Origin of the sequence: Aggregatilinea sp. (assembly GCF_036822615.1) — a bacterium.
In the GTDB taxonomy this organism is placed as follows: Bacteria; Chloroflexota; Anaerolineae; order Aggregatilineales; family Aggregatilineaceae; genus Aggregatilinea.
On the sequence record NZ_DAISHJ010000019.1, the window covers coordinates 1 to 16,131 of the forward strand.

Sequence of the window (16,131 nt, forward strand, 5' to 3'; positions counted from 1 at the left end):
CGTCAGACCGCGCCGCCCGTCGCCCCGCCCCAATACGACGCCGTGCCGGAGGGCGACAGCCCGGTCGAGTTTGTAGACGACGAAGGTTACTAGGGGCGCGCAGTGCCGGAGTGAGGGTTTTTCAACGCCCTCGCTAACCCTTACAATCTGAAACGGACAAGTGTATAGGAGTTGTAGGAGGAGAGTGTCGTGTTAAAACGATCGGCTCTGGTTGTGTGCGTATTGGTGATGCTCGTTCCACTCGCCGTCGTTTCCGCCCAGGATTTACCACCCGTATTCAATGACGTTCTGGCCGATCTCAGCAGTCGCGTCGGCGCGGCAGTGACCGTGGACACGCTCGAGACGTGGCGCTGGGATCAGGTGACCTACCCCGATGCCAGCCTCGGCTGCGCGAACGCGCCCACCTCCGGCGGCGGATCGGTCAGCGCCTACCGGTTCGTGCTCACTTATAACGGGATCAGCTACGATTACCGCGTTCCCGCTGCCGGGGGCGCGCTGATCCTGTGCACGGGTGCAGCAGCGCCGCAGACGACCGCCACCCCTGCCCTCACCCGCACGCCATCCGGCACGGCGAGTACCGCGACGCCCATGCCCACGGCGATGCCAAACGCCGCCCCCGCCGTGACCCTCGACCCGAACGCGACATTTGAAGCCATAGACGTGTGCCCTGACGCTCTCCCCTCGCGTCTGGTCGTGAATGCCCAGGCGCGCGCCGCCGCGGATATCGCCGCGCCGGTCATGTGGAGCGCCCCCAATACCAGCAGCGCCGTGATCGGGGAAGTGGCGCCGGGTGATGTCGTGGACGTGCTGGACGGCCCGCAGTGCGGCGAGTCGCAGGCGTGGTGGCGCGTCGAATATGCCTCGATGGTCGGCTGGGTGTCCGAAGGCACGGACGACACCTACGCCTTCGCGCCCGAAGGCGTGCTGCCTGCCGCACCCAGCGCCGGGGAAACCGAGTCTTCGGCGGAGCCTGCCAGAACGGAAGCGCTGGAGATCACCCCCGCCCCCGGCACCGTCGTGCCATTGGACGCCGCCCAGTACGATCTGCCGCTGGACCGCGTGCCGCTCACGCTGGACAACATCGAGAATCTGACCAGCTTCGTGGACCTCGCGCTCAACGACGAGGTGACGCAGATCGCGTGGTCGCCGGACGGCGGCACGCTGGCGATCACGGCGGCGCAGGGCATCTGGCTGTTCAACACTACCAACTTCGATCTCGCGCCGCGCCTGCTGAGCGTGCCCAACGGCCCCGTTTATGACGCCGCGTTCAATACGCTCACCGGCAGGCTGGCGACCGCCCACGCCGACGGCACCGTGCGCCTGTGGGACACCGCCATCGGCGGGCAGATCGGCGTGCTTCAGGGCCACACCGCCCCGGTGCGCGCCGTCGCCTACAGCCCGGACGGTTCGGTGCTCGCGTCGGCGGGCGGCGATGAAGATTCCGGCGACGGCAGCGAAATCCGGCTGTGGGATGCCGCGACCGGCGAGCAGATCACGACGCTGGAAGGGCACACGGGCATGGTGACCGATCTGGCCTTCAACGTCGACGGCACGCTGCTGGCGTCCGCCAGCGTCGATAACACCGTGCGGCTGTGGGACGTGATCAGCCGGACGCTGGCCGCCACGTACGACGACGCCACCGCGCCCGTGCGCGCCGTGTTGTTTAAGCCAGACGGCACGTGGCTCGCCGCCGCCGGGGACGACACGGTGGTGCGCCTGTGGGAAATTGGGACCGATCAATCGTTGGAGCTGGAAGGTCACAGCGATCCGGTCCTGGCGCTGGCCTATGGCATCGAGCAGAACGTCCTGGCGTCGGCAGGTGGCGCGGCAGCGGACACCGAAAGCGATACGACCCTGCACCTGTGGGACATCACCACGGGGAACGAAGTGGGCACGCTGGCGGATCTCGGCGCGGCGCCCGGTACTGCCGTGCGCAGCCTGATCCTCAGCCCGGACGGCACAACGCTCGCCTTCATCACCTACGAAGGCCCCGGCAGCACCGTCCACCTGTGGGGCGCGACCGGCTCCTGACGCCCGGCCGACACATGTCCTCGATCGCGTAGGGGCGTATTGCAATGATACGCCCCTCGAATGCCTCTATTCCCTCTGTCGCTTGACTGGTCCGGCGTGTTTTTGCCTTTCGTCGTCATTTCCAACTCGATCCCGCCACTATCATCCAAACGCTGATTCTGTTCTATCAGGTTTGATAGTATAATTTTGCACGATTCAAGTGGTTAATTTCCCGACAGAATAAAATATCTTTAGGGGAAATCATGGACTCACCAAAAGATTTTTTGGTAGCTGAGTACGAAACTCTCAAAGAGTTTAGAACCAGTCAGGTAGAACAGGCCCAAAACCGCTTTAACTTTTTTCTGATCCTGGTCTCCAGTGCAGTAGGTATCGTTGCCCTGGTTTCTGACGGGCAAAATTCATTCGACACGCCGATCTTCTTCATTGTCGTCAGCTTAACAGCACTGGCATTGCTGTATCTAGGAACAGTAACGTTGCGGCGCATTATCCAAACGCATATTCAAACAGTGCGGTACACACGCGGACTTAATCGAATTCGCCGCTACTTCGTTCAACAATTTCCCGAAATTGAAGAGTACTTGACTTTTTCCACAGATGATAGAAAACCGCAATTCGGTGCGATGGGATCACTAACGATCGGGATAACCGGGCTCACCGGAATGGTGATCTTTATCAATGCCACATTGGCGTATATCGGCATCAGTTTTTTGTTGCAGGCACTTATGAAGAGCGTCGATCACGAATACACCTTGGTGAGCGTTCTGATAGGTGCAGTTCCCTTCATCGGCGCAATACTTCTGCAGAGGAGGTATTTGAATAGTGAGGTTGAGAAGGCGAAAACAAAGTACGACAAGTAACGGACTTCAACTGATCAGCTTTGGCTTTGTTGAATGCTGCCCGATCGCTAGCAGTTCTTCTTCGCCTTCTCTAAGTTGATCATCCACTCCACCCGACGAGCAGCAGCAGAACGCTCAGCGTGGCGATGCTCGCCAGGGTCGTCAGCAGCACCACGCCCGTCACGAAGTCCGAATCCGCGCCGAACTCGGTCGCCAGGACGCTACTCATGACGGCGGTCGGCATCGCCGCCTCGACGATCGCCACCTGCTTCGACACCCCGGTCAGCCCAAACAGCAGCACCAGCCCCAAAGCGATCAGCGGCGACACGAGCAGCCGCACCCCGCCCGCCGCAATCATCGGCGCGATGCGCCCTGCGAACCGCGCCCGCGACAGTTGAATCCCCAGCACGACGATCATGCCGGGGATCGACGCCTGCGCCAGCAGCCCGACCGCCTCGTTGACCGGCCCCGGCAGCGCGATGTCCGTCACGTTCAGCAGCAGCCCGCCGATGACGGCGTAGGGCAGCGGGATGAAGAACACGGTGCGCACCGCTTCCCACGTCGAGCGGCTGCCGCGTGCGGCCAGAAACACGCCGAGCGAATTGGAGATCATGTACGTGGCGATGAAGTAGATCATCGCCCGCGCTTCCCCCTCTGGGCCGAACGCGAGACGGTTGAGCGGCAGGCCATAGTTCCCGGCGTTGATCAGGACCGCCCCCAGCATGAACGCGCTTTCGAGCCGCTGGTCGAAGCGCCACGCCCGCGAGACGCCCCACGCCACCAGCGCCGTGATGATCGATGCCAGCAGCGCCACCGCGACCAGCGACGCCATCTCGTCGCCGCCCATATCGGAATGCACGAGGCTGTCCAGCACCAGACACGGGGAGAAGATGTAAATGAGCGCCCGCGAGAGCGGCTTGGGATCGAGCCCGATCCGCCGGTCCGCGACCCACGCGACGCCAACGATCAGGAAAATCGGGCTGATGACGTTATAGAGCACCGAGAACAGATCGGCCATGAGGCGTGTCCGATCCTATTCTCGTTCGCCGACGCGCAGCACCTTCATGAAATTGGTCTGGTTGCCCACACCGAACGGCACCCCGCCGATGATGACGATCAGGTCTCCCGGCTCGACCATATGCTGCTCGCCCGCCGTGCGCAAAATCACCTCGGACATCTGGTCGATGGTGCGGAACTCCTCCACCAGCATCGGACGCACGCCCCACACCAGTGCCAGCCGGTTATACGTGATGCGGCTGGGCGTCGCCGCCAGGATCGGCGTGTGCGGGCGCTCGCGCGCGACGCGCCGCGCCGTATAACCCGACCACGTGCTCGCCACGATCAGCTTGGCATCGAGCAGATCCGCGATCTCGTCGGACACGTGGCTGATCGCCGCCGAGACGCTGCGCCGCTGCTCGATCCGCAGTTCGTCCAGCGTCAGGTGCGACTGCATATCGTGGTGTTCGCGCAGGTACTGCTCCGCGATCTGCGCGATGCGCGTCATGATCTCGATCGATTGCAGCGGATACTTGCCCACCGCCGTCTCGCCGGAGAGCATCACCGCATCCGTGCCGTCGAAGATCGCGTTCGCCACGTCGCTGGCTTCGGCGCGCGTGGGCCGGGGACTCTCGATCATGCTGTTGAGCATCTGCGTGGCCGTGATCACCGGCTTGCCGACTTCGTTGCAGCGCCGGATGATGGTCTTCTGGTAGACCGGCACGCGCTCGGCGGGCGTCTCTACACCCAGGTCGCCGCGCGCGACCATGATCGCGTCGGAGTGTTCGAGGATGCCATCGAAATTGGCGATCGCCTCCGCCTTTTCGATCTTGGCGATCAGCGCCACGTCGCCGTTCAGGTGGCGCACCAGCCAGCGCAGCTCGCGCAGGTCGTCGGCGGAGCGCACGAACGACATGGCGATGAAATCGACCTTCTGCTCCAGGGCAAACTTGACGTCTTCGCGGTCCTTGTCGGTGATGGCCGAAAGCGTCAGGCTCGTGTCGGGCAGGCTCACGCCCTTGCGCGAGTGCAGCAGGCCGCCCGTCACCACCTCGACCAGCACCGAGTCGCCCTTTTTGCTGCGCACGACGAATTCCATCTGCCCGTCGTCCACCAGCATCCGGTCGCCCAGCTTGAGGTCGCGCAGCACGTCGGGATGCGGCATCGGCACGAGGAACGGCTGCTCGGGATCGACGTTTTCGTGCGGGGTCAGGGTCAGTTCATCACCCTCGGTCAGCTCCAGCGGATCGGTGACCAGATTGCCCAACCGCAGCTTCGGCCCCTGTAAGTCTCCAATGATCGCCACGACTGCATCTTCTTCCGCCGCCACATGCCGGATGTTGGCGATATTACGGGCGTGCGTTTCGTAATCCCCGTGGCTGAAGTTGATGCGCGCGACGTCCATCCCGGCGCGGATCATCGCCCGCAGCATGCCGACATCGGACGATGCCGGTCCAATGGTCGCTACGATCTTGGTCCGCTTGTGGTAGTCCAGGTGCGATTCCATGCCATCCCCTTGTTTACACAGCAGGCCCGGAGCAACGAGATGTGTTCCGGGCCTGCCAAGTTCTCATCGTTCGGTCCGCGTGACGATGTACGCGGAAAACTACAGTTGGCGCTTGATGTTCGGGAACGCGTTGCGTCCCGCGTAGGTCGCCGACGAACCGAGCTGTTCCTCGATGCGCAGCAGCTGGTTGTACTTGGCGATACGGTCGGAGCGAGCCGGCGCGCCGGTCTTGATCTGGCCCGCGTCGAGCGCGACGACCAGATCCGCGATGGTCGCGTCTTCGGTCTCGCCGCTGCGGTGGCTGACGACGACGCTCCAGTTGTGCGCCTGGCTCAGGCGGCTGGCGGCGATCGCTTCGGTCAGCGTGCCGATCTGGTTCACCTTGCACAGCAGGCTGTTGCACGCGCCCAGCTCGATGGCCTTCGCCACGCGCTCGGGGTTGGTCACCAGCAGGTCGTCACCGACGAGCTGCACACGGTCACCGATGGCTTCGTTCAGCATCACCCAGTGATCCCAGTCGTTTTCCTGCAGGCCGTCTTCCAGCGAGATGATCGGGTAGCGGGTGGTCCAGTCTTCCCAGAAGCGAACCATTTCTTCGCCGCTCAGCTTGCGGTTTTCACGCGCGAGGACGTACTTGCCGTCTTCGTAGATTTCGCTGACGGCGGGGTCGAGCGCCAGATAGATCTGCTCGCCGGGGACGTAACCCGCCTTCTGGATCGCTTCGAGGATCACTTCGATCGCGCCCTCGTTGCTGGGCAGGCTGGGGGCGAAACCGCCCTCGTCACCGACCGTGGTGCGGTGGCCCTTGTCGCTCAGGACCTTCTTCAGCGCGGCGTAGATTTCAGCGCCCCAGCGCAGCGCCTCGTGGAACGATTCCGCGCCGACGGGCATGATCATGAATTCCTGGAAGTCGGTGCTGTCTGCCGCGTGCTTGCCGCCGTTCATGATGTTCATCATGGGCACGGGCAGCGTGTGGGCGTAGACGCCGCCCAGGTAGCGGTACAGGGGCAGGCCAACGCTGGCCGCCGCCGCATGCGCCACGGCCAGGGACACGCCCAGCATGGCGTTCGCGCCGAGGTTGCTCTTGTTTTCGGTGCCGTCGAGTTCGAGCAGCGCTTCGTCGATGCCCTTCTGGTCGGTGGCTTCCCAGCCGACGATGGCTTCGGCGATGGTGTCGTTGACGTTATCGACGGCCTTCAGCACACCCTTGCCGCCGAAGCGCTTCTTGTCGCCGTCGCGCAGCTCGATCGCTTCGTGCTCGCCCGTGCTCGCGCCGCTGGGCACGATCGCGCGGCCCATGCTGCCGTCTTCGAGATAAACTTCGACTTCAACCGTCGGATTCCCGCGCGAGTCGAGTACTTCGCGTCCAAGAATGGTGTCGATGATGCTCATGATTTAGTTCTCCTCGTGAGTCTCAAGTCACTTCAGGGCCGCCGGAAACGCCCGGCTGACACAGCGATGGGGGCGCAGCAGCCGCCACGCCCCGATCTAACATGTTCAAATCACCTGCCCGTGCGCCTGACCTAGATGCCCAGGTCGCGCAGCAGTTCGGCGTAATCCAGGTGCTCGGAGAGCATCGCCTGGAAGCGGCTCAGCTTTTCGGGCTGGCCCAGGCTGGTCTTGCCGAACACGCCCTCGACCTTTTCCACGGCTTCGAGCGTGCTGTCCGGCACCAGCAGCACCGAGACGTTCAGCTCCTCCGCCCGCTTCAGGATGGTCGAGGTCGGCTGCAGGTTGCCCGTCAGCACGAGGCAGGTTGTCGAGGTTTCGAGCGCCGCCGCCTGAATGTCGGTGCGGTCGCCGCCCGTGAACACGGCCTTGTTGAGCTGGCGGCGGAAGCGCGGCAGCGCCGCCTCGACCGACATCGCGCCCACGCTCATGTGCTCGACCAGCCGCTCCATCAGGTGCGAACCGGTCAGGACCTTCGCGCCCAGCGCCGACACGATCTCGCCCACGCTCAGCGCGCGCAGGTACGGATCGTACGGCAGCACGCCGTAGACCTTGATCCCGTTCTTTTCCAGGAACGGCACCACGCGCTCGCGCACGTAGGCCAGGTCTTCGCGCGGCACGGCGTTGATCACCAGGCCCAACAGGTGACCTTCGAGGCGCTTCTGCGCGGCCAGCGCGTCGTCCAGCACGCACATTCCGGTCACGCATTCTTCGCCGTTGTAGCTCACCACGCTCAGCACCGGCACGTCGAGCGCTTCGACCACGCTCAGCGTGTTCAGCCCGACGGCGTAGCCTTCGCGCATGCTCGCGCCGCCTTCCAGCAGCACGATGTCCTTATCTTCGCTGACCGCTTCGACCGCCTGCGTGACATCGGCCAGTAGATCGCGTTCCAGCGTGCCCGCCATCACTTCGTCGAGGATATCGCCCGTGATCACCGCGGGAGACAGTTCCCACGGCGGCGAGTCGAGGCCCAGCGTGCGGCGCACGAAATCCGCGTCTTCGTCCAGTACACGCCCGCCCACCATATACGGCTGGGTGCTGACGGGCTTCAAGTAGCCGACGTTATATCCTGCTGCCTGCATGCGCAGGCCCAGGCCCAGGCTGAGGGCCGTCTTGCCAGCATATGTGCTCACCGATGTGATGTACAAACGTTTCATTCTTTTGGTCCCTCTCAGCACGAGTAGCCGATGTCAATCGCGCAGTACAATAGTTTATAGGGTGTCGTGTCCCCCTCGTGTTCGCCGCCTGGGACAAGCGCCCGCCCCCATCCGGTTCCCCTTCTCCTGGTGGAGAAGGGGCCGATGGATGAAGGGCTTCAGGCACTCTTAGCCTTTCAGGACCAGACGCATATCCAGCGCAATGGCCCCGCGCCCCTGGTCGTACACCATGAGGGGGTTGATATCCATCTCGACGATCTCCGGGAAGTCCGTCACGAGCTGCCCAATGCGCAGCAGCGTTTCGGCCAGCGCTTCGCGGTCCGCCGGGGGCTTGCCACGCACGCCGCGCAGCAGTGAATGAGCGCGGATCTCGTCCAGCATCTCTTCGGCGTCCTGCTTACCGAACGGCGCAACACGGAAGGTTACGTCCTTCAGCGCTTCTACCAGAATACCACCTAACCCGAAAGTCACCAACGGGCCAAACTGCGCGTCGCGGCTCATGCCGACCAGCACTTCCATGCCGTCCGTAGCGACCATTTCCTGCACCAGACAGCCCCAGATGCGCGCGTCGGGCACGTAGCGCTGCGCGCGGTAAACGATCAGGTCGAACGCGTCACGCACGTCCGCCGCCGTCCGCAGGCCGACCTTCACGCCGCCCACGTCCGTCTTGTGCAAAATATCGGGGCTGGCGATCTTCAGCACGACCGGGTAGCCGAACTGGTTGGCGATCTCCACCGCCTGATCCGCCGTCTCTGCGAGCTGGCTGCCGGGCAGGCGAATGCCATACGCCTTGCCGACCGCCTGCGCTTCGAGTTCACCGATCTGCACGCGGCCTTCGGCGCGCACCTTGGCGAACGTCTCCTTGACGGCTTCCTTGTCCACGTCGAAGGTGACGTATTCGGCCTCGGGCCGCTCGCGGGCGATGCGGTAGTCGCGCATGGCGGCAAACGCACCGGCGGCCTGCTCCGGGAACTTGTAGTTGGGGATCTTGAAGGTCGCCAGAATATCTTCGCCCTCTTTGGCGCGGGCGCCGCCCATGAATGCGCCGAGGATGGGCTTGTCGATGTTCTCGCACATCTCACCGACGAGGCGCGCCGTGGCGGGCACGTCGGTCATGGCCTGCGGCGTCACGATGCACAGCAGACCGTCCACGTTCGGGTCCTTCGCCACGATCTCGATCGCCTGGGCGTAACGATCCGCGAGCGCGTCACCCAGCACGTCCACCGGGTTATGAGCGCTGGCCGCCTCGGGCAGAACCGCGTGCAGCGCTTCGGTTGTTTCCTTCTCGAAGCGCGCCAGGTGCATGCCCTTACGTTCGAGCATGTCCGTCGCCAGGATGCCGGGACCGCCCGCATTGGTGATGATGGCGATGCGGTCGCCTTCGAGCAGCGGCTGGTTGGCGAACGCACGCGCGTTATCGAACAGTTCCTGCAGCGAGTTCATGCGCAGAATGCCGGACTGGAAGAACGCCGCGTCGTAGGCCGCTTCGGAGCCCGCCAGCGATCCCGTGTGGCTGGACACCGCGCGCGAGCCGGATTCGGTCACGCCGGACTTCAGCATCAGGATCGGCTTCTTGCGGCTGACTTCGCGCGCCACCTGCATGAACTTCTGGCCGCTGGGCACGCCCTCGACGTAGGCCAGGATCACGCGCGTATCGGGGTCGTCCGCCCACGCTTCCATCAGGTCGATCTCGCTCACGTCGGCCTTGTTGCCCAGGCTGACGAACTTGCTGAACGCGAGGTCGTCCGTCGCCAGCGACCAGTCGAGGATCGCGGTTTGCAGCGCGCCCGACTGTGACATGAACGCGATCTTGCCCTGGGGCGGCGTTCCGGCGGCGAAGGTGGCGTTGATGGGGGTGTAGGTGTCGATCAGACCGAGGCAGTTGGGGCCGATGATGCGGATGTTGTACTGCTTGGCGATCTCGATGATTTCCTTCTCGCGCTCCGCCCCTTCAACACTGGCTTCGCGGAACCCGGCGGTGATAATGACGACAGCAGGGATGCCCTTTTCGCCGCATTGGCGCAACGCGGGGGCAACGTGCTTGGCTGGGATGACGATGACACCGAGATCGGGGGTTTCGGGCAGGTCGAGAACGGAAGCGTATGCTTGATGGCCGTAGATGTCTGTGGCCCCTGGATTGATCGGGTAGATGCCACCCTTAAAGCCAGACTCGATCACGTTGGCGAGCACCGTATAACCGAGTTTGCCGGGGGTTGCGCTGGCCCCGATAATCGCTACCGAGTTGGGTTGAAAAAATGCGTCTAGCATAGAAGCTCCCACGGAGTCATACTTAAACTGATAGGCCTTGCTGTTAAGCATACCGCTCTCCAGTTCAATGGAGTTACAAAGACGGACTCAAGGGCAGCCGGATATGGCCGCCGCCAGCTTCGGCGGAGTGATCACGCACGCTCAGTACCCAAGCCAGGGGTCATTATACCCGCCCCCCTTGATCACGCCACAGAGGGAAGTCACACACACGACTGCCGAATTGCATTCCCCTGACAAACCCGCTGCTGTGCGGTAAAATGAGGCCCTATTTCTCAGACCGCTATCAACGTAATCACAGGCAGTGAACATGGCTCGTATCTATCTTGACCACAGCGCCACGACGCCGCTCGACCCGCGCGTCCTGGATCACATGCTGCCCTCCTTCGGCGCGAGCTACGGCAACTCAATGGCCGTGCACGCCTATGGGCAGGCCGCCGAACGCGCCGTCGAAGGCGCGCGTGCTTCTATCGCCCACCTGCTCAACGTGAACCCGGCGGAAGTCGTCTTCACCAGCGGCGGGACCGAAAGCGACAATCTCGCCCTGCGCGGCCCCGCCCAGGCCGCGCGCGTTCAGGGCCGCCCTTTCACGCTGATCACCGGCCCGGTCGAGCACGAAGCGATCACGGCCACCGCCCGCCAACTGCGCGAGACGCTTGGTGCGTCGCTGCGCGTCGTCCCGGTCGATCGCGTGGGGCGCGTTTCGCCCGACGATCTGCGCGCGGCGCTGCGCGCCCTGCCCGACAACGGGATCGCCGTGGTCAGCCTGATCCACGCCAACAACGAAGTCGGCACGATCAACCCCACCGCCGATCTCGCCGCCGTCGCGCACGAGCACGGCGCGTTTTACCACACCGACGCGGTGCAGGCTCCCGGCCAGCTCATGCTGGACGTGGACGCGCTGGGTGTCGATATGCTGTCGATGTCGTCGCACAAATTTTACGGGCCCAAGGGCGCGGGCGTGCTCGTCTTGCGCCGGGACGTGCCGTTCCTGTCGTCGAGCACGGGCGCCAGCCACGAGGATCACCGCCGCGCCGGAACGCACAACACGCCCGGCATCGTCGGCACGGCGCACGCGCTGGAACTGGCGCGCGAGTCGCTGCCGGAAGAAGCGGAACGCCTCACCGCCCTGCGCGACGCGCTGATCGGCGGCATTCTCGAAGGCGTGGACGCCGTGCAGCTCACGGGCGATCCGGTCGACCGGCTGCCCGGCCATGCCAGCTTCGTCTTTCGCGGTGTGGATGCGAATCTGATGCTGATGCTGCTCGACCAGGAAGGCATCGCGGCCTCCTCCGGCAGCGCATGCAAAACCGGCAACCCGCAGCCCTCGCCCCTGCTCGAAGCGTGCGGCTTCGGCCCCGACTGGACTCGCGGCGGGCTGCGCCTGACGCTTGGTCGCCACACCACACCCGACGAGATCACGCAGGCGATCACCATCGTGATCGACGTCGTGGAGCGAGCGCGCAAGGCCGTCTCGCTCAACTGGACCTGACATTTCTCCGCTCACGTTCTGGCTGCCGCAGGCGGCCCTGGGTAGAAAGGCTCACCGATGAATGCACTGCTCTCTTTAGCCGCCGAACGCGCCGCCCGCTATCTCGATACCCTCGATGAGCGCGGCGTTGCGCCTTCTACCGACGACATCGCGCGGTTGGCCGACCTGGGCGGCCCGTTCCCTGAAGTCTCCTCCGCGCCCGAAACCGTCATTGCCCAGTTGGACGAACTCGGTTCTCCGGCGACGGTGGGCACGGCGGGGCGGCGTTTCTTCGGCTTCGTGATCGGCGGATCGCTCCCGGTGACGGTCGCGGCCAACTGGCTGGCGACGGCCTGGGATCAGAACGTGGGGCTGTGGGCCGCCTCTCCGACCGGATCGGCCCTGGAAGAGATCGCGCTCGGCTGGCTGGTGGATGCGCTCAACCTACCCGCGGGCACGGGTGGCGCGTTCGTTACCGGGGCGACCGTCGCCAACTTCACCGCGCTCGCCGCCGCACGTCACGCGGTGCTGGCCCGTCAGGGTTGGGACGTGGGTGCCGATGGGCTGTTCGGCGCGCCGGAAATTACGGTCGTCGTGGGCGACGAAGCCCACCCCAGCCTGCTGAAGTCATTGGGCCTGCTCGGATTGGGCAAAAAGCGCGTTGTCCGCGTGCCAACCGACGATCAGGGCCGGATGCGCGCCGACGCGCTGCCCGCGCTCAGCGGTCCGGCGATCGTGTGCGTGCAGGCGGGCAACGTCAACACGGGCGCGTTCGATCCCGCCGGGGCGATCATCCCCTGGGCGCACGACGCAGGCGCGTGGGTCCACGTGGACGGCGCGTTCGGATTGTGGGCCGCTGTCGCCCCGGATCGCGCGCACCTCGTCGCGGACTTCGCGGACGCCGATTCGTGGGCCACGGACGCGCACAAGTGGCTCAACGTGCCCTACGACAGCGGCCTCGCCTTCGTGCGCGACCCTGACATTCTGCGCGCGGCGATGATCATGAGCGCCGACTATCTGCCCAAGACGGAGCGCCGCGAACCGTCCGAATACACGCCGGAGCTGTCGCGCCGGGCGCGCGGAGTCGAGATCTGGGCCGCGATTAAAACGTTGGGCCGCGCCGGGTTGTCGGATCTGGTGGAGCGCACCTGCCGCCAGGCGCAGCGCTTCGCGGACGGCCTCTCCGCCGCCGGATACCCGATCCTGAACGACGTCGTGCTCAATCAGGTGCTGGTTTCGTTTGGCGATCAAGACGCGGTGCAGCGCGTGGTGCGGGGCATCCAGTCAGACGGCACGTGCTGGTGCGGCGGCACGGTGTGGCACGGCCAACCGGCGGTGCGCATCAGCGTGTCGTCGTGGGCCACCACCGACGAAGACGTCGAGCGCAGCCTGGACGCGATTCTGCGCGTCGCCGCCCGCGAAGGCGCGATCACCCGCCGCCCGGTATAGGGTACTCACCCACCCCACGCCGCCGTGCTGTGGGGATCCCGGACCATCAAACAACGGGCGGGCGAGCCCGACGAGGAGATTATGAGCCAGAATGCCGCAAAGCGTCTTTATCTGATGCAGGTGGGGTCCATGCCGGAGTACCAGATTCCGGTGGTTTGTTATCTGGTGCAGACGGATGACGGCAGAAATATCCTGATCGACAGCGGCCTGCCGGAGATCCTGCCCGAAGAAGAAACGGATTTCGAGAACGGGCAGGACGTCATCGAGCAGTTGGCGCACATCGGCTTAACACCGGACGATATCGATACCGTCATTTCGACGCATTATGATATCGACCATGCCGGACGGCACGCGGCCTTCACCAAGGCGCACTATGTCGTTCAGCGCGCACAACACGCGGACGCGGCGAGCAATCCACGTTTTGCGGCCAACCGACCCGAATGGGATCAGCCCATGGAGCGCATCCGGCTGGTGGACGGGGACACGGACCTGCTGCCAGGGCTGGCGCTGATCGAGACGAGCGGGCACGTGCCGGGGCACCAATCGGTGCTGGTGCGGCTGCCCCAAACGGGGGTGGTCTTGTTGACAGTTGACGCGGTGCCCTTCGGCGAGGGCTTCACCCGTGACGCGCAGGACGATGGCAGCGACCCGGACGCCGGAGCGATTCGCGCCAGCACGATCAAACTGCTCGATCTGGTCGAACGGGAGCCTATCGGGCTGGTGATTTTCGGTCACGACGTGGACCAGTGGGCAGGGCTGAAAAAAGCTGCCGGAGTACTACGAGTGAGCGTGCAGGCACATTTATAAACCGATCCGGTGATCGTCGAGACCTCACCCCCGGCCCCTCTCCAACTTGATTGGAGAGACAAGCACGCTTGATCCGTAGGGCAGAGGATAGGGCATTCATGCGGATTACCGGATCTCAATGTTAAAGTGCGCAGTACCTTTTCCCGGTTCGGATACCGTTTCGTTGGTGTATGGGGTTAGACTGAATGAGTACTGGAATGAATAGCAAGCCACGTGTCGTCGTCGCCATGAGCGGCGGCGTGGATAGCTCCGTCGCGGCGGCGCTGCTGGTCGAGCAGGGCTACGACGTGATCGGCATGATGATGCGCCTGTGGTCCGAGGACTGCGGCGACGGCGGCGCGAACCGCTGCTGCACCCCCGGCCAGATGGCTGACGCGCGCCGCATCGCGGACCAGCTCGGCATCCCGTTTTACGTGATCGACACGCAAGACGTGTTCCGGGGCAGCATCGTGCAGTTTTTCATCGACCGCTATGCCGCCGGAGACACGCCCAACCCGTGCCTGGAATGCAACCGGCACATCCGCTTCGAGTGGCTGCTGAATCACGCGCTGGCGATGAAAGCGGACTTTCTGGCGACCGGGCACTACGCGCGCGTCCAGCGCGACGCGGACGGTACGACCCGGCTTCTGAAGGGCCTCGACGACGCGAAGGACCAGAGCTACGTGCTCAGCGTCTTGACGCAGGACAAGCTGCGCCACGCGATGTTCCCGGTTGGTGACTACGCAAAGCCGGTCGTGCGCGAGATGGCGGCGAAATTCAATCTGCCCGTCGCGCAAAAGCACGACAGTCAGGATCTGTGTTTTCTGGCCGATGGCGACTACCGCCGCTTTTTAGCCGAGCACGCGCTCCAGGCCATCCAGCCCGGCCCTATCGTCACCCGCGACGGGCGCGAGCTGGGCCAGCACACCGGCCTGCCCCACTACACCGTCGGGCAGCGCAAGGGCCTCGCCATCAGTGCGCCGGAACCGCTCTACGTGCTCGAAGCCGATCCCGCCCGCAACGCGCTGATCGTCGGCACGCTCGACGAATTGGGCCGCCGCTCCCTGATCGCCGGGCGCGTGAACTGGACCTCCGGCGACGTGCCGGACGCGCCGTTCCGTGCCGAGGTGAAGATCCGCTACAAGGCGCGCCCTGCCCCGGCGACCGTCACCCCCGGCGGGCCGGATCGTGTGCAGGTCACTTTCGATGCGCCGCTGCGCGACATCACGCCCGGCCAGGGCGCGGTGTTTTACGACGGCGACGTCTGCCTCGGCGGCGGGATCATCGCCCAGGCGCTGTAAACCAGCGCGCACAGCCTCTCTACACGCAAACGCCGGGGTCACCAAGCGTGCCCCGGCGTTTATATTTGATCGCGTACGTGCCTCAGCGAGATTTTACATCATCCAAAATTCAACTCTGAGCTTTGCGCGGCAATGACGTGCCCATCGTGCCAATCCGGTTCCGCGACCAGCAGCTCCATCATTTGCAGGAAACGCTGGTGCTGTTCCGGACTCTCCGCCACCGCGCGATACGCCTCTTTACTTTCGGTCACGACGATCACGTAAAGTTCGTTCGGGTTATTGTCCATCTGAAAAACGAGCATAGCGCCGTCGCCGTCCGGCGGCGGCTGGTCGCGGCCCCAGGCCATCATCGCGTCCAACGCGCCGGGCTTGAGTTGCATGCGAGCGACAGTCCCGTACATGATGCGGCTCCTTTGCGAGTCAGAGCGAACGATTCCGTAGCATTCACATTAATCTAAAAATTAAGGTGAGTCAAGCACCGTTCCAAATCGCACAAAGACCGCGATGCACGCACGTAAAAACGCCGGAGCATATGGATACCCCGGCGTTTTCCGGCCCTGCGCGCAGACGGTCGGACAGCAGCGCCCCACGCCCGTAGGTTCGCCACTCCCGCTGCCTCCGCACTTCGCTGCGCGCAGCAGCCTGGCTATTTGCCGTTTTTGCGCTGTTCGCGCAGCGCCTCGTCTACTTCTTCGCGCGTGCCTTCGGCCTGGCCCGGCGTGCGTGCGTTAGGCGTCTGCTCCTCCTGCCCGCGCTCGCCTTCAGCCTGGCTGGGCAGCACGTCCGGCTCACCATCGTCACGGAGTCGCTCGTCATCCGGCATTTTCATCCCGCCGTCGGGGTGGTGTTTGTCGGCCATGTGTCTTTCTCCTTCGATACGGGT

General features: G+C 64.2%; 13 protein-coding genes. 6 read left to right on the forward strand and 7 right to left on the reverse strand.

Features of this window, described 5'->3' with window-relative positions; all coding sequences use genetic code 11:
• Positions 1–189: 189 nt before the first annotated feature.
• Both V7116_RS08375 and V7116_RS08380 read left to right on the forward strand, forming a co-directional pair.
• Complete coding sequence (locus V7116_RS08375) at positions 190–2,031, forward strand: SH3 domain-containing protein (RefSeq protein WP_324391450.1); 1,842 nt, start codon at positions 190–192, stop codon at positions 2,029–2,031.
• A 242-nt stretch (positions 2,032–2,273) separates the two neighbouring features.
• Positions 2,274–2,888, forward strand: a complete 615-nt coding sequence (locus V7116_RS08380) for a hypothetical protein (protein ID WP_324391451.1) — start codon at positions 2,274–2,276, stop codon at positions 2,886–2,888.
• A 79-nt stretch (positions 2,889–2,967) separates the two neighbouring features.
• On the opposite strand, the gene V7116_RS08385 is transcribed toward V7116_RS08380, so the two are convergent.
• The 5 genes from V7116_RS08385 to acs form a co-directional block, all read right to left on the reverse strand.
• Positions 2,968–3,885 carry an AEC family transporter gene (locus V7116_RS08385; RefSeq protein ID WP_324391452.1) on the reverse strand — a complete coding sequence of 306 codons (918 nt, stop codon included), beginning with the start codon at positions 3,883–3,885 and terminating at the stop codon, positions 2,968–2,970.
• Between the two features lie 15 nt (positions 3,886–3,900).
• Positions 3,901–5,370: a pyruvate kinase gene (pyk, locus tag V7116_RS08390; protein ID WP_324391453.1), complete on the reverse strand. Its 1,470-nt coding sequence runs from the start codon at positions 5,368–5,370 to the stop codon at positions 3,901–3,903.
• A gap of 99 nt (positions 5,371–5,469) precedes the next feature.
• On the reverse strand, positions 5,470–6,762 hold the full coding sequence (gene eno, locus V7116_RS08395; protein ID WP_324391454.1) for a phosphopyruvate hydratase: 1,293 nt from the start codon (positions 6,760–6,762) through the stop codon (positions 5,470–5,472).
• 131 nt (positions 6,763–6,893) lie between these two features.
• Positions 6,894–7,976, reverse strand: a complete 1,083-nt coding sequence (locus V7116_RS08400; protein WP_324391455.1) for a phosphotransacetylase family protein — start codon at positions 7,974–7,976, stop codon at positions 6,894–6,896.
• Between the two features lie 168 nt (positions 7,977–8,144).
• A complete protein-coding gene (acs, locus tag V7116_RS08405) occupies positions 8,145–10,244 on the reverse strand; it encodes an acetate--CoA ligase alpha subunit (protein WP_324391456.1) in 2,100 nt (699 codons plus the stop codon).
• A 307-nt stretch (positions 10,245–10,551) separates the two neighbouring features.
• Here acs and V7116_RS08410 point away from each other — a divergent pair, with 307 nt between their 5' ends.
• The 4 genes from V7116_RS08410 (at position 10,552) to mnmA (ending at position 15,248) form a co-directional block, all read left to right on the forward strand.
• A complete protein-coding gene (locus V7116_RS08410; protein WP_324391457.1) occupies positions 10,552–11,733 on the forward strand; it encodes a cysteine desulfurase family protein in 1,182 nt (393 codons plus the stop codon).
• A 57-nt stretch (positions 11,734–11,790) separates the two neighbouring features.
• Positions 11,791–13,161 (forward strand): pyridoxal phosphate-dependent decarboxylase family protein, encoded by a 1,371-nt coding sequence (locus V7116_RS08415; protein ID WP_324391458.1) that lies wholly within the window; start codon positions 11,791–11,793, stop codon positions 13,159–13,161.
• An 81-nt stretch (positions 13,162–13,242) separates the two neighbouring features.
• Complete coding sequence (locus V7116_RS08420) at positions 13,243–13,968, forward strand: N-acyl homoserine lactonase family protein (RefSeq protein WP_324391459.1); 726 nt, start codon at positions 13,243–13,245, stop codon at positions 13,966–13,968.
• 197 nt (positions 13,969–14,165) lie between these two features.
• Complete coding sequence (mnmA, locus tag V7116_RS08425; protein ID WP_324391460.1) at positions 14,166–15,248, forward strand: tRNA 2-thiouridine(34) synthase MnmA; 1,083 nt, start codon at positions 14,166–14,168, stop codon at positions 15,246–15,248.
• Positions 15,249–15,346: 98 nt separating this feature from the next.
• Here the strand turns inward: mnmA and V7116_RS08430 are convergent, their stop codons facing one another.
• Complete coding sequence (locus tag V7116_RS08430) at positions 15,347–15,649, reverse strand: hypothetical protein (protein ID WP_324391461.1); 303 nt, start codon at positions 15,647–15,649, stop codon at positions 15,347–15,349.
• Positions 15,650–15,894: 245 nt separating this feature from the next.
• A complete protein-coding gene (locus tag V7116_RS08435) occupies positions 15,895–16,107 on the reverse strand; it encodes a hypothetical protein (RefSeq protein WP_324391462.1) in 213 nt (70 codons plus the stop codon).
• Positions 16,108–16,131 lie beyond the last annotated feature (24 nt).